Below are 21,890 nucleotides of genomic sequence, written 5' to 3'. Positions count from 1 at the left end.
GGAGAGTCCCACTTGCACGCGGAGTGCGCGCGCTAACCGAAGGACATCATTGCGCCTGCCGAGCAGACAGGGGAGCCAGACTTGCCTCCCGCCATTCCTAACGATCTCTATCATTCTCACGGATCCAACGAATGGTATGTACCCGACTGCGATCGCCCCCAGTCCCATGCTGTGGACCTTCCTCATGTCGATGCTCTCCACCTCACCTCTCCGGAACTGATATCGGCGAAACCAGGAAGTGACGATAAACCCATCCTCAACTATCACGATAGATAGCCACCATGGTCGTATAGCAACGAAAGCGCCAACAAGCAACCACATACAGGACATCCATGCTGGAAACTTGTCTGATTGCGTGAAATAGGTGGTGGCAGCGAGGGTGGAGTGGAAAAGTCCGACTATCAGTCCGCCTACGCGCACACCGCGCGTCGCATGCGCGATGGCCCTGGGGACCGTCACCGTATCGACCACCTGAGCATTCCTCCTCCGCCCCTCATAGCCTTGGTTGGACTGGGTTTCGCGATGATAGCCCCCACGATAGAGCCCGCAGCGATCGAGGCGGCGGCGAAGGGCGCGTTCGCAACCCACTGATTCGTCTGGCGTATGTTCTGCCGATGCGGCCTTAGTTGGGACCTGGTCAGCTGTTGAACGGGCTGTGCCGCTCGGACGACGGCCAGCCCTCTACTTCCTCTGTCGAGGGCGCGTGCCAGCGCGCCGACGCCGACAGCGCCGGCGGCGGCGAGGGCGAGGGACGTCGCAGCCCTCACTGGATCACCCGCGACGACGTGTACCACTGCCTCGGCCACACCGCATACGGCGCTGACGAGCCCGGGGATGAAGCCGCATACAGCGAAAGCTGCGTCTGCGACGTTCGAGTTCGCGATTCCCTTTGCAATGCTCTGAACGCCCTTCCACGCCTCGTCCCACCATGCCCGGCCAGATAGGTCACTCTTTCCGACGGGGTCGGTGGGCCAGACGTAGTCGTTGTCTACGCCGCCCTCGACGGGATCGACCTGCAGGAAGCGCCCGAGCGCAGGAACATATAGGCGCGCGCCCATCTCGATGAGCATGGTCGTGCCGGCGGTTTCGACGAGCTTCTGCCCGCCCTGGTGCCAGCCTGAAGTTCCTGTCACGACGCCGGAGTCGTCTGCGGCGGCTGTGCCGATCGCATATGTGCCTGCGGCAAGGGGTTGACCGTAAGGGTCGTAGAGGCTGAGCCCGGTGGAGTTGGTACCGTCGCCCGTGGTGAGGGTGTGGCCCTGCAGTGACGGGTACAACCAGGTGGACGGTCCGGTGGACGGGATGTCTACCGTCACACCACCCGGTAGGGAGAGGGAGAGGGTTGCCGTTCCGGCGGCGGGGACGGTTGCCCATGCGGCATCGCTCGTTCCGTTGTAGAGATACTTGACCACCGCCTCCGCACCGCCTCCTGACGGCGTGGTGGTGCGAGATGCCACGCGCCCGAGGGGGTCTCGGACGATGCTGACGTTGGTCCCGTCGTCGTAGATCGTGCCCACGTGCTGGTTGTTCGCGTCGTATCGGAGCTGCATGTCCGCCAGGCGCACGGTGTTGCCTCGGGCGTCGTAGACGATGTCCGATGGCGCCAGGCCGTCGACAACACTCGTCGATCCGGTGATGGCGCCGGTGACGCTGGTCGAGGTGAGGCGGTCAGCCCAGTCGTAGCAGTACTGGGTTGTCGTGGTTACGGGTGTGGAGGTTCCGGGAGCCGTGTAAACGTCCGTATACCTTGTGCGGTTACCAGACGCGCCGGCTGCCGTGTTCACCCCGCAGCCCCCCGACGACGCGAACTCGTAGGTCAGCTGGTGGCCGGGGATCCGGGCTGAGACGAGTCGGCCTGCCGCGTCGTAGCCGTATGTGGAGGTATTCGTCGTGGAGCCTTGCTCGAACTTCTGCTGCACGCGGATGCGGCGGACCTCACCGGCCGCGACGGTGAAGCTACCGCTGTTGGTTTCGGTCCCAGCCGGCGAACCCCACCTGTCGATGACGAGGACGTCGTTGAGCCAGACGCGGGCCCCGTCGTCGCTCATGAGACGCAGGGTGTAGGACCCTGCTTGCGGGAACGTTACGCAACTACATTCGAGGTAGGCGACGCGGATGGGCATTCGGAGCGGTCGTCTTCCGATTGACGGCCGTGCTTCTCTCGGGTCTGGCCACCATCATGCTGGGCCTAGCGGACCTGTCGGGGCTCGCGGCTTGGGGATTCGCGCTATCGGCTGTAGTGACCCTAGTGACGGCGCTCGAACCATTCTTCAACTTTCGCGCGCGCTGGGTTTCCGCGGATCAGGCCCTGGCCCGATGGCATCGCGACGAGGAGGAACTTACCACCTACGTTGCGACGAGGCCGGAGGAAAGACTCAAGGTGGAGGACGTCATAAGGTTCGACGACGCACGCCGGGAAGCGTGGGCGCAATTCAGTCGGGACTGGCTTGCAGAGAGGCGGGGAGCGAGCAAAGAAGTCGGTCGCTGAGGCCCGCCTGGCGCTCCGCGTTGAAGGGTAAAGCAGCATCTTTCGACGCTCGTGTCGTTCGTCTGGAAGCTAGAAGATGGGATGATCGAACGCCGCCGCATCGCACCGTGAGGTCGCCGGCTTAGTCGAGTCCCGGGCGCTCGACGAGACATTCACGCGCACCGAAGTCGGTGCTACCCCGTAGATCCAGATCTTCTGGTCACAGCTTGGGCGCGGTGAGTGCGGTGGGCCCCGTGGGGCTCGAACCCACGACCCGCGGATTAAAAGTCCGATGCTCTACCGACTGAGCTAGAGGCCCTGAGCCTCCCAGCTTAGTAGCCGCGGGGGAGGCCCAGAACCGACCGACATCCGAATCCGCCGACATCCGTCCGGGCACGACAAAGCCGCCGGTGTGCTCGCACCGGCGGCTTCGCCTCGGCCACGGAGATACCGAGGCCGTGCCGCGGGAACCCCTCACCGCGGCTGTTCGGGTCACATCGGGGGCATCAGCACCGTGTCGATGAGGTAGACCGTGGCGTTGGCCGTCGTGACGCCACCGCAGATGACCGCGGCGCTGTCGTTGACCATGATGTTGTCGCCCGAGCCGGTGACGGTCAGGTCGGCACCGTTGACGGTGGTGTGGGTGCCGTCGATCTCGTCGGGCGCGATCTGGCCGGGCACGACGTGGTACGTGAGGATCGACGTCAGGGTCGCCGAGTCGGTCTTCAGCGACTCGATGGTGGCGGGGTCGATCTTGGCGAAAGCGTCGTCGACGGGAGCGAAGACAGTGAACTCGTCACCGTTCAGTGTGTCGACGAGGTTGACGTCAGGGTTGAGCTGTCCGCTGACGGCGGCGACGAGGGTGGTGAGCAGCGGGTTGTTCGAGGCTGCGGTGGCCACCGGGTCCTGAGCCATGCCGGCGACCGAGCCGGAGCCGTCCGGAACGGCAGCGGCGTAGTCGGCGCAGCCGGGGCCGACGAGGTTGGCGGCCGGGTCCATCGAAGCGTCGGGCGAAGCCGTCTCCATCGGAGCGGCGGTCGACGAGGGGGCCTCGGTCTCCTCGGTCATGGTGTCACCCGATCCCGACGAGCAGGCCGAGAGAGCGAGCGCTCCGGCGAAGCCGAGGGCCAGGGCAGCAGTGAACTTCTTCTTGGTGCTGAGCATGATTGCCTCCGTGTGTTCTCCGCCGTGGGTCGGTCCCCGGCGTCGAGGGTTCTTCGGAGGCCCCCACAGATCGGATCGGAAAAAGTTCGAGAAAGTTCGACACCGAGTTTTCAGGCATCCGAAGCACCCCTCCTATACGAACAAGCGCGACACGGATGCCGGCGCGGGTGCACACCGCGGCAGGCGGCAGGTAGAGAACCGATAACAGGTCGGCGCTGCATCCGGGAACAGGTCGGAGGATGCGGCATGCTGGTAGCGATGGTCATAGATGGAATGGACGTGCCCGACGACGGGCCGTCGACGGATCACGTCGCGGAGCTGATCCAGCGTTGCGCCGACGGTGACCACAGTGCTTTCGCCCGTCTGTACGACACCCTGTCGGGGCGCGTCTTCGGACTCATCCTCCGCGTGCTCGTCGATCGCGCGCAGAGCGAGGAAGTGCTCCAGGAGGTCTTCCTCGAAGTGTGGCAATCCGCTTCGACGTTCGCTCCGAAGAAGGGTCAAGGAAGATCGTGGGTTCTCACGATCGCCCACCGTCGCGCGGTGGACCGGGTTCGGTCGTCGCAGGCGAGCAGCGATCGCGACGTGCGTGCGGGCTACCGCGAGATGGCGTCACAGCCCGAAGGTGTCGCCGAGCAGGTTGAGTTGCGCATCGAAGGACGGCGCGTCGCTCGGGCTCTCAGCTCTCTACCCGAGGCGCAACGAGAGGCCATCACCCTCGCCTATTACGGGGGATACAGTCAGAGCGAAATCGCAGCGCTGGTAGGAGCGCCGCTCGGAACGATCAAGACACGGATGCGTGATGGATTGACCAAGCTCCGTAGCGCAATGGGGGTGACATCGTGAACGAACAGACATTCGCCGAGCTCTCGGCAGGGTACGCGCTCGGAGCGCTGTCGCCTGAAGACGAGCTGGCCTACCGCGAAGCTCTCGACGCGCACCCCGAGTGGATGCCGCTGGTCGAGGCCGACGCCGCAGCTGCGGCCCTGCTCTCGGAGGGCGTGGCCGATGTGGCTCCTCCGCCGGCGCTGCGGGCCAGTCTGCTGGCACAGATCGGTGCGCCGGCCGCGGAGCCGGTCGCGGAGCAGCCATCGCCCGGCGGGGACGATGTCGCCGACCCCGCGGACGAGCTCCACGACGACGACCCGCGGGCCGCGGCATCCGGCTACTCCGTCGGCTCTCCGGTGACCGAAGAGGTGCAGCTGGTGCAGCGTCGCAACTGGACGCGCAGCCTGTTCGCCCTGACGGCGTCGATCGCACTCCTCGTCGGCATCGGCTGGGGCGTTGGCGCGCTGACCCAGGACATGCGTGCTCCGTCCGCCGAGAGTGTGCTCGCGCAGATCGAGCGCTCCGGCGACGCGCAGTCGAGCACCGCGCAGTTGGGCGACGGCGGCGAGGCCACGGTCCACTGGTCGCCGAGCGTCGACGGCGTCGTGCTCGTCGCAGAGGGGCTGCCCGAGATCGCCGACGACCAGTCGTACGAGGCGTGGTTCGTCCGGGGCAGCGCCCCGATCCCGGCCGGGGCGTTCGAATCGAGCGATGGCTCGGCCGCCATGCTGCTCGAGGGCGACATGGAGCCCGACGACGTCATCGCTCTCACCATAGAGCAGAGCGGCGGGTCGCCGAGCGGCTTGCCCACCACCGACCCCATCGTCGCGATCCCAACGAGCGCCTGACTGCCCGACCCCGTTATCCGGCAGCGGAACGGCCGGCCCTTCACGGGTCGGCCGTTCTGTCGTTCCCGGCTTGTGCCCTGAGGGCCGCGGGGATGCCGCTCTCGCTTAGCCTGGAATGATGACGGACGGATCCCGGGACTACCACAAGCCCGTTCGGCGACCCGCCGACGAGTTCGACCGGCACTTCGCCGGTGAAGATCCGGCGGAGGTCTCGCGCGTTGCGCATGCGACCGCGGGCGCCCTGCTGTCGCGGGTGCGCGAAGACCCGAGCGACGCCGTCGTCGATCGGCTCGTGGGCTTCACGGCCGAGCACGGGATCGACACCGTCGCCGAATTGTGGTCACGCTCGCCCGCCAAGTCGTTGCCGGGTGCGCTCTGGCGGCTGTATCTGCTGCAGCTGATGATCCACCGCGACCCGCGAACCGCCGCGCTGCTCTACGAACGCGGGCGGGTCGTGCTGCGTTCTGCCGACGAGGTGATCGCCGGGGCTCCCACGCCGGCCGGGCCGGAAGAGCTGGTGGCGCTTATCGACGTGATCATGCGCGGTGTGTTCCGCGGAGACTTCGCCGTCGCGCTCGAACGTGCCGCGTCGTTCTGCCGGGTGCAGTCGGCCGGAGCGACCTCGGTGGCCGACGACCACGATGTCAGCGAGCCCGATCGCTCGTCGGCGCTCACCGCGCGCGCCCTCCGGCTGAGCACGTACGCCGACGACCTGGGCTCGTGCGCCGGGTTGTGGCGCCGCGAGGCCCTTACCTGAGCCGACCGCTGCGAGGTCGGAAACCGGCCGGAAAGACCCGGAAAAGAGAAGTGCCGGGCCGCAGAACGCCTCTCGGCGCGTGGCCGCTCGCAGCGGCTGAAGATGGAGCCCGGGGTTACTGCGGCCCGGCACATACAGTCTAACGGAGCCTCGGACGTGGGCATTCCCGGGGTGGACAAATCCGGGAACCGGCCGGTAGTGGGTGGTGGCTTCGGGTGTGGGCGGGGGCCGCGATCCAAGGGATCGCGGGCGACGTGCCGGGGGAGCGGCATCCGTACCGGGGTGTCGCGCAGGATGTCGTGCATCCCGGTACCGGGCGCGTCGTAGGCTCGGCGCATGGCACTGCGTTTCGCGCTGATGATCGACCCGCTCGCGGCGGATGACACCCGGTCTGACTTGGCGTCGACCTTCACTCCGGTCGATCCCGCGGCCCCGGCGCTGACAGTGGGAGAGCTCAGCACCCAGCGCGGCGACGGCATCTTCGAGTCCATCGGCGTGGTCGACGGCCACCCGCAGGAGGTCGAGGCGCACCTCGAGCGCCTGGCGCACTCCGCCAAGCTCTGCGACCTGCCGGTGCCGCACATCGGCCAGTGGCGGGCGGCCGTGGCCGTCGCGGCATCCGAATGCGGTTCGGGCGAGGGAGTCGTCAAGCTGATCCTCAGCCGCGGCATCGAGCACGGACCGACCCCGACGGCGTGGGCGACGGCCGCGGCGGCGGCGGACTTCACCGAGCCGCGCACGAGCGGCATCCGCGTCGTGACTCTCGACCGCGGCTACGCCATCGACGCGCCCGCGCGGGCTCCGTGGCTGCTCCTGGGCGCGAAGACCCTGTCGTACGCGGTGAACATGGCGGCCCTGCGCGAGGCGCACCGGCGCGGCGCGGATGACGCGATCTTCCTCAGCTCCGACGGGTTCGTGCTCGAGGCGCCGACGGCATCGCTCATCCTGCGGCGCGGCGACACATTCGTCACCCCGGCGCCCAACGGCGGGATCCTGCACGGCACGACGCAGCTGAGCCTGTTCGAGCACCTCGCCGAGCGCGGCTTCGAGACGGCGTACGAGACGATTCCGGTCGACGAGCTGCGACGAGCGGATGCCGCGTGGCTGGTGTCGAGCGTCCGGCTCGCGGCTCCCATCGTCGAGCTCGACGGCGCCGCTCTCGGCATGGACGCCGAGTTCACGGCATCCCTCAACGCCTACCTGCTCTCGCCACGCGACTGAGGCCCGCACGCGGCGGCGGAGTCGAGGTGGCGCGATGCAAGGGATCGTGCGCGCCACGCCGGCGGGTCGCGGGTCGCCTCGGGGTGTCGGGGGCGAAGCATTGCATCCCGGCACGGTGGGGAGACCGAGTCACGGTGTGAGGGGGCGTCAGGCGGATGCCGCGAGCTGCAGGCTCGGGTGCGATCGCAGGGCTCCGAGGATGGCGGACTCGACGAGCTCCCAGTCGTGGATGACGAGAGCGTAGTCGAAGCGCAGCGTCACGTAGCCCCACGACGCCGCGTTCGCGTCGCGCGTCAGGTCCTTGTGGCGCTTGGCGCTGCCGTGATGATTGGCCCTGCCGTCGAGCTCGACGATGAGCCGGTCGCCGATCAGCGCGTCGACGACACCGACTCCGAAGACGGAGACCTGGGTCCTCACCCGGAGGCCGTGCTTCCGAAGACGCCACCGCAGGAGCGACTCGAGTCCGCTGTCGGCATCCGTCCGAGCGAGGCGGATCGCCTCCCGGCCGCGGGCGTTGGTGTGTCTTCGGAGCCATCGCAGGTCGTCCCTCGTGAGGCGGCGCTGTCGCAGCGCGGATTCCAGCGTGACGAAGAAGTGCTCGGGACCACGGCATCCGAGGATCTGGCGCAGCACCTGCCGGAGCGGAAGAGGACCGGATGCCGCCGCACGCGCATCGCGGTCCCAATGCTCGATGCACCCGCACGACCCGTCGTGGTGGGCTCGCTGGCCGGTCTTCAGCCATACGTGCGGTTCGTCGTCGTCATCGAGGGTCCAGAGGCCGTGATGGCGCGCGGCCGTGACGCATGCCATCGAGCCGCCGTGCGCTGCAATGGCTCGGGCCGAGGTGCACGCGCCGGGGGAGGCGTACATCCCGATCCGGATGCGGCTGAGCCGGCCGGAGTCGACCGCCGCGGTGATCTCCCGGCGGCTCAGCCCGTCTGCCCGGAGCTCCCGGGTCGTGAAGACCGATCGCGACTCGCACATCCCCCAACCGTGCTCGACCCGGCGCCGGCCGATGGCCCACATCGCTCGTTCTGTGCACTGCTCTGGTGCTCGGTGCCTCGTGCAGGAACCGCTGCGCCCGATGACCGCGCTCCGCGATGCAAGGGATTTGACGCGACACCCCGCCCGAGCGGCATCCTCACCGGGGTGTCGGACTCGATCCCTTGCATCCGCGCACGATCCCTTGCATCCCGGCACTCGCGGGGCCCGACGCACAACGAGCCGGGGCTCGGCTCACCCGAAGCGGCCGGAGACGTAGTCCTCGGTGGCCTGCACAGACGGGGTGGTGAAGATCGAGGTCGTGTCGTCGTACTCGATCAGCTTGCCGGGCTTGCCGGTTCCCGCGATGTTGAAGAACGCGGTCTTGTCGCTCACGCGCGAGGCCTGCTGCATGTTGTGCGTGACGATGACGACGGTGTAGTCGCTCTTGAGCTCCTGAATGAGCTCCTCGATGGCGAACGTCGAGATCGGGTCCAGGGCCGAGCACGGCTCGTCCATCAGCAGCACGTCGGGCGAGACCGCGATCGCGCGAGCGATGCACAGACGCTGCTGCTGCCCGCCCGAGAGGCCCGAGCCGGGCTTGTCGAGGCGGTCCTTGACCTCGTTCCAGAGGTTGGCGCCACGCAGCGACTTCTCGACGAGAGCGTCGGCGTCGGACTTCGAGATGCGACGGTTGTTGAGCTTGACGCCCGCCAGCACGTTCTCGCGGATCGACATCGTGGGGAAGGGGTTCGGCCGCTGGAACACCATGCCGACCTGGCGGCGCACGAGCACGGGGTCGACGCCCGGGCCGTACAGGTCGTCGCCGTCGAGCAGGACGCTGCCCTCGACGCGGGCGCCGGGGATCACCTCGTGCATGCGGTTGAGGGTGCGGAGGAACGTCGACTTGCCGCAGCCCGACGGGCCGATGAAGGCGGTGACGCTGCGGGGTTCGATGTCGAGGGAGACGCCCTCGACGGCGAGGAAGTCGCCGTAGTAGACGTTGAGGTCGTTGACTTCGATGCTCTTGGACACGGAGGTTCTTTCTTTCGGGTCAGCGGCCGGTCTTGGGTGCGAAGAACTTGGCGATCAGGCGCGCCACGAGGTTCAACAGCATCACGATGACGATGAGGGTCAGGGCCGATGCCCACGCGCGGCCGACGAAGGCCTCGGCGGGAATGCCCTGGTTCATGTACTGCGTGTAGGTGAAGACCGGCAGGGTCTGCATACGACCGTTGAAGAGGTCGTAGTTCATGGATGCCGTGAAGCCGGCGGTGATCAGCAGCGGTGCGGTCTCGCCGATGACGCGCGAGATCGACAGCATGACGCCGGTGGTGATGCCCGCGATCGCCGTCGGCAGCACGACCTTCGCGATCGTGAGCCACTTGGGCACGCCGAGCGCGTACGAGGCTTCGCGCAGCTCGTTGGGGACGAGGCGCAGCATCTCTTCGGTCGAGCGGACGACGACCGGGATCATCAGCACCGCGAGCGCGACCGACCCCATGATGCCCAGACGGATGCCGGGGCCGAGGAAGAGCGCGAACAGGGCGTAGGCGAAGAGGCCGGCCACGATCGAGGGGATGCCGGTCATGACGTCGACGAGGAACGTGATGCCCTGCGCCAGGCGCTTCCCCTGGCCGTACTCGATGAGATAGATCGCGGTGAAGATGCCGATCGGGATCGAGATGACTGCCGCCGCGAGCGTGATGAGGACGGTGCCCATGATGGCGTGGAGCGCACCGCCGCCTTCGCCGACGACGTTGCGCATCGACGAGCTGAAGAACTCGCCGCTCCAGCTGGGGGCGCCCAGCGTGATGACGGTGAACGCCACGGAGACGAGCGGCACCATCGCGATGAGGAACGCCACCGTGACGACGCCCGTCACCAGGCGGTCGACCGACTTGCGACGGCCCTCGACGGCGGCCGATACCGCCGTGATGAGCACGAGGTAGGCCACCGCCGACAGGATCAGCCAGGCCGGGATGTTGAGTGCGTCGCCCGAGGCGGCTGCGATCACGCCGAAGAAGATCCCGACGACCACGAGCGAGGCGCCGAGGATGGCCCAGGGGCCCCACGAGGGCAGATGCCCCGTGGTGAGGCTCGTCGATGCGCTGCGCGCCGACGTGCTCGGGGGAGTGAGAGTCGCGGTCATGTCAGTTGGCCCCCGAGAATTCCTTGCGGCGGCTCACGATGTAGCGCGCGACCGCGTTCACCGCGAAGGTGACGACGAAGAGGATGAGGCCCGTGGCGATGAGGACGTTGACGTTCGTCCCGTAGGCCTCGGGGAAGGTGAGTGCGATGTTCGCCGCGATCGTCGAGGGGTTTCCCGAGGTGAAGAGCGCGAAGGTGACGCCGCCCGACACGGAGAGCACCATGGCGACGGCCATGGTCTCGCCCAGCGCCCGACCGAGGCCGAGCATGGCGGCCGAGACGATGCCGCTGCGGGCGAAGGGGAAGACGGCCATGCGGATCATCTCCCAGCGCGTCGACCCGAGGGCCAGGGCGGCCTCCTCGTGGAGGGTCGGCGTCTGCAGGAAGATCTCGCGGCAGATCGCGGTGATGATCGGAGTGACCATGACGGCGAGGACGACGGATGCCGTGAAGATCGTGCGGCCCGTGCTGGAGACGGGGCCGTTGAAGAGCGGGAACCACCCCACGTTGTCGACGAACCAGCTGTACACCGGCTGCACGGCCGGTGCCAGGACGCCGATGCCCCACAGGCCGAAGACCACGGAGGGGACGGCCGCGAGCAGATCGACGACGTAACCGAGGGCCTGAGCGAGCTTGCGCGGTGCGTAGTGCGAGATGAAGAGGGCGACGCCGAGCGACAGCGGCACGGCCATGAGCAGGGCCAGCGCAGCGGCCCAGACGGTGCCGAAGACGAGCGGCCCGACGTACGACCAGAAGTTGTCGGGCAGGATCGAGGCGTCTTCGTTGGTGGCGACGAAAGCGGGGAGCGACTGGATGACCAGGAAGATCGCGACCGCGGCGAGGGTCACGAGGATCATCGAGCCGGCGAAGAGCGCGGTGCCGGAGAACCAGCGGTCGCCCGCTCGGGTCTTGGCTTTCGGGGCTCCGGTGCGGGTGACCTCGGGTGTGGTGGTCATGGCTTCGATTCTGTGCGACGGACGGGAACCGCGCGAGGTGCCCGGCCCGGCGAAACCGGACCGGGCACCCGGAGCGTCTTACTTGATGGCCTCGATGGCCTCGGTGACCTGCGTGCGCAGGGTCTCCGAGATGGGGGCGGAGCCGGCAGCGGATGCCGCGGCGTCCTGGCCCTCGGCGCTCGCGGCGTAGCTGAAGAAGCCCTTGACCATCTCGGCGGTCGCGGCGTCCTTGTACTCCGCGCAGCCGATGAGGTAGCTCACGAGGACGATCGGGTAGACGCCCGCCTCGGTGCTGGTGCGGTCGAGCTTGATCGCGATGTCGGTGGCGGCGCGACCCTCTTCCTCGGGCGAGGCGTCGACGATCGCGGCCGCGGCCTCGGGCGAGTACTCGACGAACTCCTCGCCGACCTTGATCGCCACGGTGCCGAGGTTGCCGGCGCGCGAGGCGTCGGCGTAGCCGATGGTGCCCTGTCCGCCCTCGACGGCCGAGATGACGCCCGACGTGCCCTGAGCGGCCTCGCCGCCGAGGGCCGGCCACTCCTCGACCGAACCGGCGGTCCACACATCGGGCGCGGTCTTGGCGAGGTAGTCGGTGAAGTTGCCGGTGGTGCCCGACTTGTCGGAGCGGTGGACGGGCGTGATCGCCGTCGCGGGCAGCTCGACGCCCGAGTTGAGGGCGGCGATGGCGGGGTCGTTCCACGTCGTGATCTGACCGGCGAAGATCTTCGCGAGCGTCGTCGCGTCGAGGTTCAGCGAGTCGACGCCGTCGATGTTGAAGACGACGGCGATCGGCGAGATGTAGGTCGGCAGCTCGACGAGGTCGGAGTCGGCCGCGCATGCCTCGAACGGGCCGGCCGTGATCTCGTCGGTCTTGAACGCGCGGTCCGAGCCGGCGAACTGCACGGCACCGGCCTGGAACGACTCGCGTCCCGTGCCCGAACCGGAGGGGTCGTAGTCGATCGTGAGACCGGGGTTCGCGGTCTGCAGGCCCTGGGTCCAGGCCTGGACGGCGACCTCCTGCGACGAGGCGCCGCCACCGACGAGGTTGCCCTCGAGGGAGGGTGCCGAGGAGTCGCTCGAGCCGGCGCCGGGCGCAGCGCTTTCGTTTGCAGCGCAGCCGGCGAGGGCAAGAGAGGCCACGGCGGCCACGGCGCCCAGCTGGGCGAATCGGGAGAGCTTCACTGTGTGAATCCTTCGCATGTTGGTGACGAGAACCCGGTGCAGGTTCGTCCCGAACGGTAGACACCGTCCCTTACGAGAGTGCGCTGTGGGGGTGAACAGAAGGTGAACGGCGCTCCCGAGCCGCGGAAAGACGGGCCTCGCGGCGTGGTTGCGCGAGCGAGATCACACCTTCGGCATGTGTGTTTCGATCGCGACGATCCCCGAGCCCGGGTTCTCACGCGGCAGGTGCACGACCGAGAACGCGCCGGTCTCGAGCGCCGAGGCGCTGCCGAGGTACGAGCCGCGCAGGGTGCCGGTGGCGAGCGCCATCTCGTTCAAGACGTCGGGGAGCACCGGGCCGTGGGTGCAGAGCACGACCGGCTTGCGGGCGCGCACCCGGTCACCGACCACCGATCGGACGTCGGCCAGTCCGTTCTCCCAGGCGTCCTGCGACAGATGCGCGCTCTTGTCGATCCGCTTGCTGATCGCCGCCGCGAGGGGTGTCACGGTGCGCACGCAGCGCCGCGCGTCGGACGAGATGATCCGGCGGACGCCGAACGCGACGAGCGGGCCCACGATCGCGTGCGCCTGCTTCTTCCCGCGCGCGGACAGCGGCCGTGCGGCATCCTCGCCGTCCCAGTCTTCGCGGGCCACGGCCTTGGCATGGCGCAGGGCGATGAGAGGGAACGTGTCGATGGCGCGTTCGTCGACCAGCCGTACGAACTCGTCGAGGATCTCGACGTCGACGGGATAGCTCAGCGCTTTGCGCGCCTTCTTCAGCCCCATCCATTCGAGTGCCGCGATCTCCTTGTTCGGCACGAACGTCGACATCCTGATGGACAGGTCGGTCGCCTCGGCCGCCCAGTAGTGGACGATCTTCTGCTTCTTGCTCGGCAGGTGGTATTTCGACACTCCGATGGGCGGACCGAGCCGGACCGAGATGCCGGTCTCCTCGCGGATCTCGCGCACGGCGGTCTCGGCGAGCATCTCACCCGGGTCCACCTTGCCCTTGGGCAGCGTGAGGTCGCGGTACTTGGTGCGGTGGATGATCAGCACCTTCACCTTGCCGTCGACCCACCGCCAGACCACACCACCGGCCGCGTACACCGCGGTGTCGGTCATCGCACCGCCCGCGCCCGGCGGCGCCGCTGCACCTGCGCCATCGTGCGGTCCTGCAGGTCGACCAGCGGCTTGCCCTCATCGTCGAACGCGTGGCGCGTCCACACACCGCCGTCACCGAGATGCCACGAGCTGGTCGAGTCGCTCATCGCCAGGTCGAACAGCGTCGTCAGCTCCTTGACATGGGCAGGCGCCACGACGCGCACGAGCGCCTCGACACGGCGGTCGAGGTTGCGGTGCATCATGTCGGCGCTGCCGATGTAGGCGATCGTGTCACCGTTGTTGTGGAACGTGAAGATGCGCGAGTGCTCGAGGTACCGCCCGAGGATCGAGCGGACCGTGATGTTGTCGGTCACGCCCGCCAGGTCGGTGCGAAGCGAGCAGATGCCGCGCACCCACACGTCAACGCGGACGCCGGCCTGGCTCGCCCGGTAGAGGGCGTCGATGATCTGCTCGTCCACCATCGAGTTGACCTTGATGCGGATGTGGGCGGGCTTGCCGTCGAGCGCGTTGCGGCGTTCGGCGTCGATGTGACGCAGCAGGCCCTTCCGCAGGTGGAGGGGAGCCACGAGCAGCCGCTTGAACTTCTTCTCGATCGCGTAGCCGCTGAGCTCGTTGAACAGTCGTGTCAGGTCGCGGCCGACCTGCTCGTCGCTCGTGAACAGGCCGAAGTCCTCGTAGAGACGGCTCGTCTTGGGGTTGTAGTTACCGGTGCCGATGTGGCTGTAGCTGCGGAGCGCGCCGTCCTCTTCGCGGATGACGTGCAGAAGCTTGCAGTGCGTCTTCAGCCCCACCAGGCCGTAGACGACGTGCACGCCGGCCTTCTCGAGCTTGCGCGCCCAGACGATGTTCGCCGCTTCGTCGAAACGGGCCTTCACCTCGACGAGGGCGAGCACCTGCTTGCCGCGTTCGGCCGCGTCGATGAGCGCCTGCACGATGGGGCTGTCGCCCGACGTGCGGTAGAGCGTCTGCTTGATGGCGAGGACGTGGGGGTCGCGAGCCGCCTGCTCGAGGAACGCGACGACGCTCGTGGTGAACGACTCGTACGGGTGGTGCACGAGCACGTCGCCGGCCCGGATCGCGCCGAAGAAGTCGGTGCGCCCGTTCTGCTCGGCGGGCTGGAAGGCGGTCGCCGTGGTGGGAACGTGGGGCTTGTAGCGCAGCTCGGGACGGTCGATGCGGGCGAGGTCGAAGAGCCCGCGCAGGTCGAGCAGGCCCGGCAGTCGATAGACCTCCTGATCGGTGATGTCGAGCTCGCCCAGCAGCAGGTCGAGCGTGACGTCGTCCATGTCCTCGGTCACCTCGAGCCGGATCGGCGGACCGAAGCGGCGCCGGAGCAGCTCGGCCTCGAGGGCCTGAATGAGGTTCTCGGTCTCGTCCTCCTCGATCACGACATCCTCGTTGCGCGTGAGCCGGAAGGTGTGGTGCTCGAGGATCTCCATGCCGGGGAAGAGGTCTTCGAGGTTGTTGGCGATCAGGTCCTCGAGCGGCAGGTAGCGCTTGACCGAGGTGCCGGTGTTGAGCTCGACGAACCGGGGGAGCATCGGCGGCACCTTGAGGCGCGCGAACTCCTGCCGGCCGGTCTTGGCGTTGCGGATGCGGATCGCCAGGTTGAGCGACAGGCCCGAGATATAGGGGAAGGGGTGCGCCGGGTCGACGGCGAGGGGCATCAGGACGGGGAACACCTGCGCCTGGAAGTAGTCGTACAGACGTCCGCGCTCGGACTCGTCGAGGTCATCCCAGCCGACGATCTCGATGCCCGCCTCCGCCAGAGCGGGCTGGACCATGTCGCCCCAGGCGCTCGAGTGGCGCAGCTGCAGGGCGTGCGCTTCTGCGGAGATGTCGGAGAGCACCTCCTGCGGAGCGCGACCGACGTTGGTGGGCACGGCGAGGCCGGTGACGATGCGACGCTTGAGCCCGGCGACGCGCACCATGAAGAACTCGTCGAGGTTGCTGGCGAAGATCGCGAGGAAGTTCGCCCGCTCGAGCACCGGCAGGGTCGGGTCCTCCGCGAGCTCGAGCACACGCTGATTGAAGGCGAGCCAGCTGATCTCACGGTCGGTGTAGCGGTGGTCGGGCAGCTGCGCGTCGACGTCTTCGACGGCGGGGTCGAAGTCGTCGTCGTCGGCGTCGCCCAGACCGGAGTCCAGAGCCTCGGTGTCGATCATCCCCTCATCATGGCAGTCCTGCGTGTCCTGCCGGTGAACGAGGCGGAGAGTCAGCTCTGCGCGGATTCGCCGCCGGCGGGAACCGGCTCGTCCTCGTACACGTTGAAGCGGTACCCGACGTTGCGCACCGTGCCGATCAGCTGCTCGAGATCGCCGAGCTTGGCCCGCAGTCGTCGCACGTGGACGTCGACCGTCCGGGTGCCGCCGAAGTAGTCGTAGCCCCACACCTCGCTGAGCAGCTGCTCGCGCGTGAACACCCGCGACGGATGCGTCGCGAAGAAGTGGAGCAGCTGGAACTCCTTGTACGTCAGGTCGAGCGGGCGCCCGTGGACCTTCGCCGAGTACGACGACTCGTCGATCGTGATGCCGGACGTCTGGATGCGGCTCGACACCGCCTCCTTGCTCACGCGTCCGATGGCGAGCCGGACGCGGGCGTCGATCTCGGCGGGGCCGGCTGTGGCGAGGATGACGTCGTCGATGCCCCAGTCGGTGGAGACAGCAGTGAGGCCGCCCTCCGTGACGATGAGCACGAGCGGCGCGTCGATGCCCGTGCTGCCGAGGATCTTGCACAGCGACTTCGCGCCGACCAGGTCATGGCGCGCGTCGACGAAGACGACGTCGGCGCTGGGCGCGTTGACGAGCTGGGCGGGTTCGGCGGGGATCTGACGGACCCGATGGCTGAGCAGCTCGAGCGCCGGGAGCGCGAGACCACCGCCGTGCGTGGAACTCAGGACGAGAAGCTGTGCCAACGGGGATTCCTCCGGGAGCGGCCGGGACGTGCACTCATCTTAGGCGTTCGCTGGATGCCGCCTGTGCGCAGCGTCGCGTCGGACGACACGGTGGGCCACAATGGGACGGTGACCACGCCCGATCTCGCACCGCCGCGCACCGTCGCCGGAGTCGTCGCCGTCTGGATCGCTGCTGCTGTCGCGGCCGTCCTGGTGGGCATCCTCGCCCCGGTCGCCGAGCGGGCGGTATGGATGCCGGTCGCCCTCGGCGGCTGCCTCATCCTCGCGTTCGTCGTCCAGCTGGCGTTGGGCCGGGTGCGCGGGTTCATCGAGCGCGTCGCCGTGAGTGTGCTGGGCGCGCTTTTCGTCATGGGGTTCATCGGCATCGGGTTCGGGCTCTCGTCGCTCGTCGGAGCCTGACCGCCGGCGCTCCCGCTCGCCACAGGCGCGAACGGCGCGGGCGGGCATAGAGTAGAGACATGGATCTCCTCGCGCTCGAAATCTTCTACGTGGGCCTGCTCGGACTGGCGTCGCTCGCCATCGTCTTCGTGTCGGGCGTCGTCGTGAAGAACCTCTACCGCGGCCAGCGCTGACATCGTGCTCGAGCTGCCCACCGATCTGCCGGCGGACCTCGTTCCGCTGTCATGGCTGCTCGGCGTCTGGGAAGGCTCGGGCGTCATCGACTACGAGACGGCCGACGGTCATCTCACCGGCGAGTTCGCGCATCAGGTGAGCTTCAGTCATGACGGCGGCGACTACCTCAACTACTCCGCCAACGCCTGGCTGATCGATGACAGCGGCGCGCGCATCCGTCCGCTGGTGGCCGAGACCGGCTATTGGCGCGTCGCGCGAGAGGCCGGAGCCGAGGATGCCGGGCCGGGACTGCTCCCGGCATCCGCTCCCGCGCGCGAGCGCACCGTCGACGACGTCGAGGCGCTCCGCAACGCCGAGGGCGGTTTCGACCTCGAGGTCGCGCTCGTGCACTCGGACGGCGTGAGCGAGCTGTATCTCGGACAGGTTCGCGGTCCCCGCATCGACCTCGCCACCGACGCCGTCGTCCGCACCGCGGGGGCGAAGGAGTACACGGCCGCCACGCGCATGTACGGCCTCGTCGACGGGCACCTGTTGTGGGCCTGGGACATCGCCGCGCTCGGCGGCGAGCTCGCCTCCCACGCCTCGGCACGCCTGGCCAAGGCCGACTGATGTCGGGCGACGGCGCGACCTTCGCCGGCGTCGACGGGGCGGTGCGCGACGACCTCGGCCTCGTGCACATCGGCAACCCGATGCGCGAGCAGCAGCTGCTCGACAGTGGCGCCGCCGTCGCACCGCTCGGTGACCGCGCGGTCGTCACCGTCACCGGCCCGGACCGGCTCAGCTGGCTCGACTCGCTCACCTCGCAGGCGTTGACGCGCCTGCTTCCCGGGGAGAGCACCGAACTGCTGGTGCTCGATCCGCAGGGCCACGTGGAGCATGCGGCATCCGTCGTCGACGACGGCGAGACGACGTGGCTCATCACCGACGCCGGGCGACTCGAGGCGCTCGTGACCTGGCTCACGCGCATGCGGTTCCGGCTGCGGGTCGAGGTCGTCGATCGGTCCGAAGACACCGCAGTCGTCGGCGGGACGGCATCCGCGGTCGCCGACCTCGCATCATCCGCCGTGTGGCGCGATCCGTGGCCCGAGGTCTCGATCGGCGGGTGGGGCTACGCGGCAGGCGAGGGGCATCCCGGTGCCGGACGCGACTGGGCCGAGGCGATCGTCGACCGCGAGGAGCTCCGCCGGCTCGCCGACGACGCCGTCGCGGGACGTCGCCGTGTCGCCGGACGGTGGGCCGCGGATGCCCTGCGCATCGCCGCATGGCGCCCGCGAGCGGCCACCGAGGCGGACGGCATGACGCTGCCGCACGAAGTCGACTGGCTCCGCACCGCCGTCCACCTGTCGAAGGGCTGCTACCGCGGACAGGAGACGGTGGCGAAGGTGCACAACCTCGGGCATCCGCCCCGGCGGCTGGTGGCGCTGCAGCTCGACGGCAGCGACGCGGTGCTTCCCGAACCCGGTGCGATCGTGCGCCGGGACGGCGACGAGGTGGGGCGCGTCACCTCGGTCGCCCGACACTTCGAGCAGGGGCCCATCGCCCTCGCCCTCGTCAAGCGATCGGTGCCGATCGATGCCGACCTCGTCGTCGATGCCGGTGATGACACGGTCGCCGCCGTGCAGGAGGTCGTCGTGCCTCCCGATGCCGGGCGCACCGCCGCGCCCCCGCGGCTGCCCCGCCTGAGCCGCCGCACCTGACGTGACACCCGAGCGTGCCGACGAGCCGCCCGCCGTCACCGCGCCCATCGCGACCGGCTGGCGGGCTCGCGTGCGTCCGCGCCGGGGCTTCGAGCGCGCGCGCGATTCGGCTCCCGCGATCGTTCAGATCGTCGTCGCGGCATCCGCTGCCTACGCGTTCGCGCACCTCGTGCTCGGGCATCCGTCGCCCCTGCTCGCGGCGACCGTGACCATCTCCAGTCTCGGTCTCGTCCGTGACGCGCGTCCGCGCCGCGTGCTCGAGACCGTGATCGGGATGCTGGTGGGCGTGCTCGTCTCGGAGCTCATCGTCCTCGCCGTCGGCTCCGGGACCTGGCAGCTCGCGCTGGCTCTGGCCGCCACGCTGCTCACCGCTCGGGTGCTCTCGGCGCAGCCGAGCTTCGCGATCTCGGCGGCGATCCAGTCGGTGATCGTGATCGCGATCCCCGGAAGCATGCCGTTCCTCCGCCTGGTCGACGGATCGGTGGGCGCGGTCGCCGCGCTGCTTGCGACGGCCCTGCTGCCGCGCCGGCCGCTGCGAGAGGTCTCACGCGCGGGGCGCGCCCTCTTCGCCGCTTTCGACGGCGCTGCCGCGACGGTGATCCAGGCGCTGCGCCGCGGTGACCGGGTGCGAGCAGACCGCGGCCTCGAGAAGGCGCGGGCGTTGCAGCCGCTCGTCGACGACTGGACGACCTCGTTGGACTCCGGGCTCGCCGTCGCCCGCATCTCGCCGTTCCTCCGCCGCCAGCGCGAGGAGCTGCAACGCCAGGACCGGATGCGAGCGTCGCTCGACCTCGCCACGCGCAACCTCCGGGTCATCGCCCGCCGTGTCGTGTACGCCCTCGAAGACCGGCAGCCCCGCCCGATCGCCGCCGACCTCCTCGCCCAGATCGCCCGTGCGGCCGACCTGTTGGGTCAGTCGATCGACGACATCGCGCTGGAACCGGCCGCCCGCGAGTCACTGCTCGCCGTCGCGACCCGCCTCGATCCGACCCGTCTGGCGCCCGGCTCCTCGCTCGGAGACCAGAACGTCATCACCGCGCTGCGTCCCCTCGTGGTCGATCTGCTCACCGCGGCGGGGATGCCGCAGGCCGAAGCCCGGGCGACGATGCCGCGCATCTGAGCGCCGGGCTCCGCATCGACTCGGTGAGAGCCGGGGTCACTCGCCGAGGACGGTGCCGTAACAGGTCTCGATCGTCCAGGCGATGAACGCCTGGTAGTCGATGTTCGTGGCGACATTGTCGAGGGCCTGCGACTGCAGCAACGCGTCGTCGAGCGCGATGTCGACGACCGCCGTGTCGGCCGGATACTGCTCGAGGATGCCGATCAGCTCCGCGGTCGAATCGGCGAAGACCGTCGCCCCGGCCGCGACCTCGGGGCTGACGCCGGTCATCGGCAGCAGCGCGGCGATCGCGTCGGCCTGCCGGTGTGCCGCCGCGAGGTCCTGTCCGACCGTGCCGGTTTTCGCCGCGGCCGCCTCGCGGTTCGCGTCGCACAGTTCGGTGTAGTCCGCCGTGCCGCCCGCGCCGGCGCCGGATGCCGGAGTCGACGGGGTCGCGGCGGCCGGCGACGGTGTGGCCGTGGCCGAAGGCGAATCGGAGGGGGCGGGGGACGCGGCGGCATCCTGACCCGCGCTGCATCCGGTGAGAACCACGCCGACGGCGCATACGACCAGCGCGGTGCGCGCGTGTGCCCCAAGACGTGTCAGCCGCAGGCTCATGCGACGAGTCCCGTGCCGCACTCGGCGCAGAACCGCGAGGTCGGCGGGTTCTCGTACGCGCATCCCGGGCAACGGCGGACCGGGTTCAAGGACGCGCCGCACTCCCCGCAGAACTTGCCGCCGGACGACTGGGCGCCGCACGACGCGCAGCGCGGCCGGGCCTGCTGGTCGACGGCGATCCCCGCGGTCAGATCCGTCGTCTCGAGGCGCTCCTGGAGCTGCCGGCGGCGCGCCTCGGCCTGCAGCTGCGCGAGCTCCTCCGTCGGGATCGGGGAGCAGCGGGCGCACTGTCCGACCCCGTCGTTCCAGCACACGTCGCCGCACACCCAATCGCTGCATCCGCGGCACTGGTGGAACAGAGGGCCGATCTCAGCGGTCGCCGCCCGCAAGGCGTCGTCCTTCGCGGGAGAGTTGGTCCCGCGGTCGAGAAGACGATCGGCGGCCGAGGTGAACTCGGCCAGAGCGCCGCCGAACAGGTTTCCCAGCCCACGCGCGAGCTTCTGGCCCGCGGCCCGGGGATCCCGGCGGAACGCGGAGCGGTAGCCGTTGCCGCATCGCTCGCAGCGGAACTCGAACTGGAAGCCTTCGGTGTTGGACAGGTCCGTGAAGTTGTCGGTGAACGGAACGTGGGTGGTCATCTTTCCTGCTCCTCGGGATGGGCATCGGGATCGTCGGGGTGAACGTGTGGCGGTGGCGGGGTGCCGAGGACGACGGCGACCAGCGGGGCGAAGTCGTAGCCGTCGGCGTAGCGCGGAGCCTCCATGAGCAGCAGATTGTTGATGAGCATGCCGCGGCCCATGAACATCCACATCTCGGTGTGATCGAGGCCCGCCGCGGCGAGCGTGCGGTAGACCTCGTCGAACAGGCGCCGGGCTTCGACTCCGATCGCCGGTTCGCCGACGGAAGCCGAGAAGGCATGGGCGTGCACGAGCACCGCCGCCGTCTCGCGGATGACGAGGTCTCGGTAGGCCTTACCGAGCCGCTCGGGCGTGAGCTGGTCGGAATCGATGCTGCGGAACGCGCGCAGCATGAGCTCGCCCGCGAAGGCGTGCGTGCGGATGAAGAGCTCGAGCTTGGAACCGAAGGTCCGGATGACGTAGGGCTGCGAGACGCCCATCTGTTCGGCGACCTGCGCGGTCGTCGTTCCGAAGTAGCCGTGGGCGGCGAAGGCGCGCATGGATGCCGCGAGCAGCTGCTCATTGCGCGCGGGGAGACGTCGCTGGGCCATGCCGCCTCCCTCTCCTGGTTATCGGACGATAACACTCTGGCAGAGAACCGTGATCTACGGCAGTTCGGGATGTCACGCAACCGCCTCGTGCGGCATCCCTTCCGT

Annotated in this window: 22 protein-coding genes and 1 tRNA gene; 9 read left to right on the top strand and 14 right to left on the bottom strand. The window is 68.9% G+C overall.

The window, feature by feature from the left end:
* Positions 1-455: 455 nt before the first annotated feature.
* Positions 456-2,123 carry a PA14 domain-containing protein gene (locus CI089_RS00930; RefSeq protein WP_094259853.1) on the bottom strand — a complete coding sequence of 556 codons (1,668 nt, stop codon included), beginning with the start codon at positions 2,121-2,123 and terminating at the stop codon, positions 456-458.
* Here CI089_RS00930 and CI089_RS16725 point away from each other — a divergent pair.
* Positions 2,069-2,488 (top strand): SLATT domain-containing protein, encoded by a 420-nt coding sequence (locus tag CI089_RS16725; protein WP_143738964.1) that lies wholly within the window; start codon positions 2,069-2,071, stop codon positions 2,486-2,488. The two genes, CI089_RS00930 and CI089_RS16725, sit on opposite strands and share 55 nt — an antisense overlap.
* 225 nt (positions 2,489-2,713) lie before the next feature.
* On the opposite strand, the gene CI089_RS00920 is transcribed toward CI089_RS16725, so the two are convergent.
* Both CI089_RS00920 and CI089_RS00915 read right to left on the bottom strand, forming a co-directional pair.
* A tRNA-Lys gene (locus CI089_RS00920) sits at positions 2,714-2,786 on the bottom strand.
* A 173-nt stretch (positions 2,787-2,959) separates the two neighbouring features.
* Positions 2,960-3,631, bottom strand: a complete 672-nt coding sequence (locus tag CI089_RS00915) for a fasciclin domain-containing protein (protein ID WP_094259851.1) — start codon at positions 3,629-3,631, stop codon at positions 2,960-2,962.
* Positions 3,632-3,877: 246 nt separating this feature from the next.
* On the opposite strand from CI089_RS00915, the gene sigK reads away from it, so the two are divergent.
* The 4 genes from sigK (at position 3,878) to CI089_RS00895 (ending at position 7,285) form a co-directional block, all read left to right on the top strand.
* Positions 3,878-4,477 carry an ECF RNA polymerase sigma factor SigK gene (sigK, locus tag CI089_RS00910; RefSeq protein ID WP_179223187.1) on the top strand — a complete coding sequence of 200 codons (600 nt, stop codon included), beginning with the start codon at positions 3,878-3,880 and terminating at the stop codon, positions 4,475-4,477.
* A complete protein-coding gene (locus CI089_RS00905; protein ID WP_094259850.1) occupies positions 4,474-5,307 on the top strand; it encodes an anti-sigma factor in 834 nt (277 codons plus the stop codon). The genes sigK and CI089_RS00905 overlap by 4 nt, the downstream gene beginning before the upstream one ends.
* 118 nt (positions 5,308-5,425) lie before the next feature.
* Positions 5,426-6,064: a hypothetical protein gene (locus tag CI089_RS00900; protein WP_036306059.1), complete on the top strand. Its 639-nt coding sequence runs from the start codon at positions 5,426-5,428 to the stop codon at positions 6,062-6,064.
* A 336-nt stretch (positions 6,065-6,400) separates the two neighbouring features.
* Entirely contained in the window at positions 6,401-7,285 is an 885-nt protein-coding gene (locus tag CI089_RS00895; RefSeq protein ID WP_094259849.1) for an aminodeoxychorismate lyase, read from the top strand.
* A gap of 147 nt (positions 7,286-7,432) precedes the next feature.
* Here the strand turns inward: CI089_RS00895 and CI089_RS00890 are convergent, their stop codons facing one another.
* From CI089_RS00890 to CI089_RS00855, 8 genes are all read right to left on the bottom strand, one after another.
* Positions 7,433-8,269, bottom strand: coding sequence for a type IV toxin-antitoxin system AbiEi family antitoxin domain-containing protein (locus CI089_RS00890; RefSeq protein WP_094261178.1), 837 nt, complete (start codon positions 8,267-8,269; stop codon positions 7,433-7,435).
* 252 nt (positions 8,270-8,521) lie between these two features.
* Positions 8,522-9,301, bottom strand: coding sequence for a phosphate ABC transporter ATP-binding protein PstB (gene pstB, locus CI089_RS00885; RefSeq protein ID WP_023954907.1), 780 nt, complete (start codon positions 9,299-9,301; stop codon positions 8,522-8,524).
* Positions 9,302-9,320: 19 nt separating this feature from the next.
* Positions 9,321-10,418 carry a phosphate ABC transporter permease PstA gene (gene pstA / locus CI089_RS00880; protein ID WP_094259848.1) on the bottom strand — a complete coding sequence of 366 codons (1,098 nt, stop codon included), beginning with the start codon at positions 10,416-10,418 and terminating at the stop codon, positions 9,321-9,323.
* Between the two features lies 1 nt (position 10,419).
* The gene (gene pstC / locus CI089_RS00875; RefSeq protein WP_023954902.1) at positions 10,420-11,373 is read right to left on the bottom strand and encodes a phosphate ABC transporter permease subunit PstC; all 954 of its coding nucleotides are present in this window, start codon (positions 11,371-11,373) and stop codon (positions 10,420-10,422) included.
* Positions 11,374-11,451: 78 nt separating this feature from the next.
* Complete coding sequence (gene pstS / locus CI089_RS00870) at positions 11,452-12,555, bottom strand: phosphate ABC transporter substrate-binding protein PstS (RefSeq protein ID WP_094259847.1); 1,104 nt, start codon at positions 12,553-12,555, stop codon at positions 11,452-11,454.
* Between the two features lie 162 nt (positions 12,556-12,717).
* The gene (locus CI089_RS00865; RefSeq protein WP_094259846.1) at positions 12,718-13,656 is read right to left on the bottom strand and encodes an NUDIX hydrolase; all 939 of its coding nucleotides are present in this window, start codon (positions 13,654-13,656) and stop codon (positions 12,718-12,720) included.
* The gene (locus CI089_RS00860; protein WP_094259845.1) at positions 13,653-15,821 is read right to left on the bottom strand and encodes an RNA degradosome polyphosphate kinase; all 2,169 of its coding nucleotides are present in this window, start codon (positions 15,819-15,821) and stop codon (positions 13,653-13,655) included. The genes CI089_RS00865 and CI089_RS00860 overlap by 4 nt, the downstream gene beginning before the upstream one ends.
* Positions 15,822-15,871: 50 nt before the next feature.
* The gene (locus CI089_RS00855) at positions 15,872-16,570 is read right to left on the bottom strand and encodes a winged helix-turn-helix transcriptional regulator (protein ID WP_094259844.1); all 699 of its coding nucleotides are present in this window, start codon (positions 16,568-16,570) and stop codon (positions 15,872-15,874) included.
* A 108-nt stretch (positions 16,571-16,678) separates the two neighbouring features.
* On the opposite strand from CI089_RS00855, the gene CI089_RS00850 reads away from it, so the two are divergent.
* The 4 genes from CI089_RS00850 to CI089_RS00835 all read left to right on the top strand — a co-directional run bounded on the left by CI089_RS00850 (position 16,679) and on the right by CI089_RS00835 (position 19,960).
* On the top strand, positions 16,679-16,969 hold the full coding sequence (locus CI089_RS00850) for a hypothetical protein (RefSeq protein ID WP_094261177.1): 291 nt from the start codon (positions 16,679-16,681) through the stop codon (positions 16,967-16,969).
* A 177-nt stretch (positions 16,970-17,146) separates the two neighbouring features.
* The gene (locus CI089_RS00845; protein WP_094259843.1) at positions 17,147-17,752 is read left to right on the top strand and encodes an FABP family protein; all 606 of its coding nucleotides are present in this window, start codon (positions 17,147-17,149) and stop codon (positions 17,750-17,752) included.
* Entirely contained in the window at positions 17,752-18,840 is a 1,089-nt protein-coding gene (gene ygfZ, locus CI089_RS00840; protein ID WP_094259842.1) for a CAF17-like 4Fe-4S cluster assembly/insertion protein YgfZ, read from the top strand. The genes CI089_RS00845 and ygfZ overlap by 1 nt, the downstream gene beginning before the upstream one ends.
* A gap of 1 nt (position 18,841) precedes the next feature.
* Positions 18,842-19,960, top strand: a complete 1,119-nt coding sequence (locus tag CI089_RS00835; protein WP_179223186.1) for an FUSC family protein — start codon at positions 18,842-18,844, stop codon at positions 19,958-19,960.
* A 36-nt stretch (positions 19,961-19,996) separates the two neighbouring features.
* On the opposite strand, the gene CI089_RS00830 is transcribed toward CI089_RS00835, so the two are convergent.
* From CI089_RS00830 to CI089_RS00820, 3 genes are read right to left on the bottom strand one after another with little or no spacing between them, the layout of a single operon-like run.
* The gene (locus CI089_RS00830; protein ID WP_143738829.1) at positions 19,997-20,557 is read right to left on the bottom strand and encodes a hypothetical protein; all 561 of its coding nucleotides are present in this window, start codon (positions 20,555-20,557) and stop codon (positions 19,997-19,999) included.
* Entirely contained in the window at positions 20,554-21,195 is a 642-nt protein-coding gene (locus CI089_RS00825) for a zinc ribbon domain-containing protein (RefSeq protein ID WP_094259840.1), read from the bottom strand. The genes CI089_RS00830 and CI089_RS00825 overlap by 4 nt, the downstream gene beginning before the upstream one ends.
* Entirely contained in the window at positions 21,192-21,785 is a 594-nt protein-coding gene (locus CI089_RS00820; protein WP_094259839.1) for a TetR/AcrR family transcriptional regulator, read from the bottom strand. Before CI089_RS00820 ends, CI089_RS00825 begins: the two co-directional genes overlap by 4 nt.
* Between the last annotated feature and the right edge of the window lie 105 nt (positions 21,786-21,890).

It is taken from the genome of Microbacterium sp. Yaish 1 (assembly GCF_002245215.1).
Lineage (GTDB): Bacteria > Actinomycetota > Actinomycetes > Actinomycetales > Microbacteriaceae > Microbacterium.
Note: the sequence above shows the minus strand (reverse complement) of the source record. Positions and strands in the feature narration are given on the sequence as shown.

Coding starts and splice junctions, on each gene's coding strand:
- CI089_RS00930 (WP_094259853.1), bottom strand. CDS start 2,123: ATGCCCATCCGCGTCGCCTACCTCGAATGTAGTTGCGTAACGTTCCCG.
- CI089_RS00915 (WP_094259851.1), bottom strand. CDS start 3,631: ATGCTCAGCACCAAGAAGAAGTTCACTGCTGCCCTGGCCCTCGGCTTC.
- sigK (WP_179223187.1), top strand. CDS start 3,878: ATGCTGGTAGCGATGGTCATAGATGGAATGGACGTGCCCGACGACGGG.
- CI089_RS00900 (WP_036306059.1), top strand. CDS start 5,426: ATGACGGACGGATCCCGGGACTACCACAAGCCCGTTCGGCGACCCGCC.
- CI089_RS00895 (WP_094259849.1), top strand. CDS start 6,401: ATGGCACTGCGTTTCGCGCTGATGATCGACCCGCTCGCGGCGGATGAC.
- CI089_RS00890 (WP_094261178.1), bottom strand. CDS start 8,269: ATGTGCGAGTCGCGATCGGTCTTCACGACCCGGGAGCTCCGGGCAGAC.
- pstA (WP_094259848.1), bottom strand. CDS start 10,418: ATGACCGCGACTCTCACTCCCCCGAGCACGTCGGCGCGCAGCGCATCG.
- pstC (WP_023954902.1), bottom strand. CDS start 11,373: ATGACCACCACACCCGAGGTCACCCGCACCGGAGCCCCGAAAGCCAAG.
- CI089_RS00865 (WP_094259846.1), bottom strand. CDS start 13,656: ATGACCGACACCGCGGTGTACGCGGCCGGTGGTGTGGTCTGGCGGTGG.
- CI089_RS00860 (WP_094259845.1), bottom strand. CDS start 15,821: ATGATCGACACCGAGGCTCTGGACTCCGGTCTGGGCGACGCCGACGAC.
- ygfZ (WP_094259842.1), top strand. CDS start 17,752: ATGTCGGGCGACGGCGCGACCTTCGCCGGCGTCGACGGGGCGGTGCGC.
- CI089_RS00830 (WP_143738829.1), bottom strand. CDS start 20,557: ATGAGCCTGCGGCTGACACGTCTTGGGGCACACGCGCGCACCGCGCTG.
- CI089_RS00825 (WP_094259840.1), bottom strand. CDS start 21,195: ATGACCACCCACGTTCCGTTCACCGACAACTTCACGGACCTGTCCAAC.
- CI089_RS00820 (WP_094259839.1), bottom strand. CDS start 21,785: ATGGCCCAGCGACGTCTCCCCGCGCGCAATGAGCAGCTGCTCGCGGCA.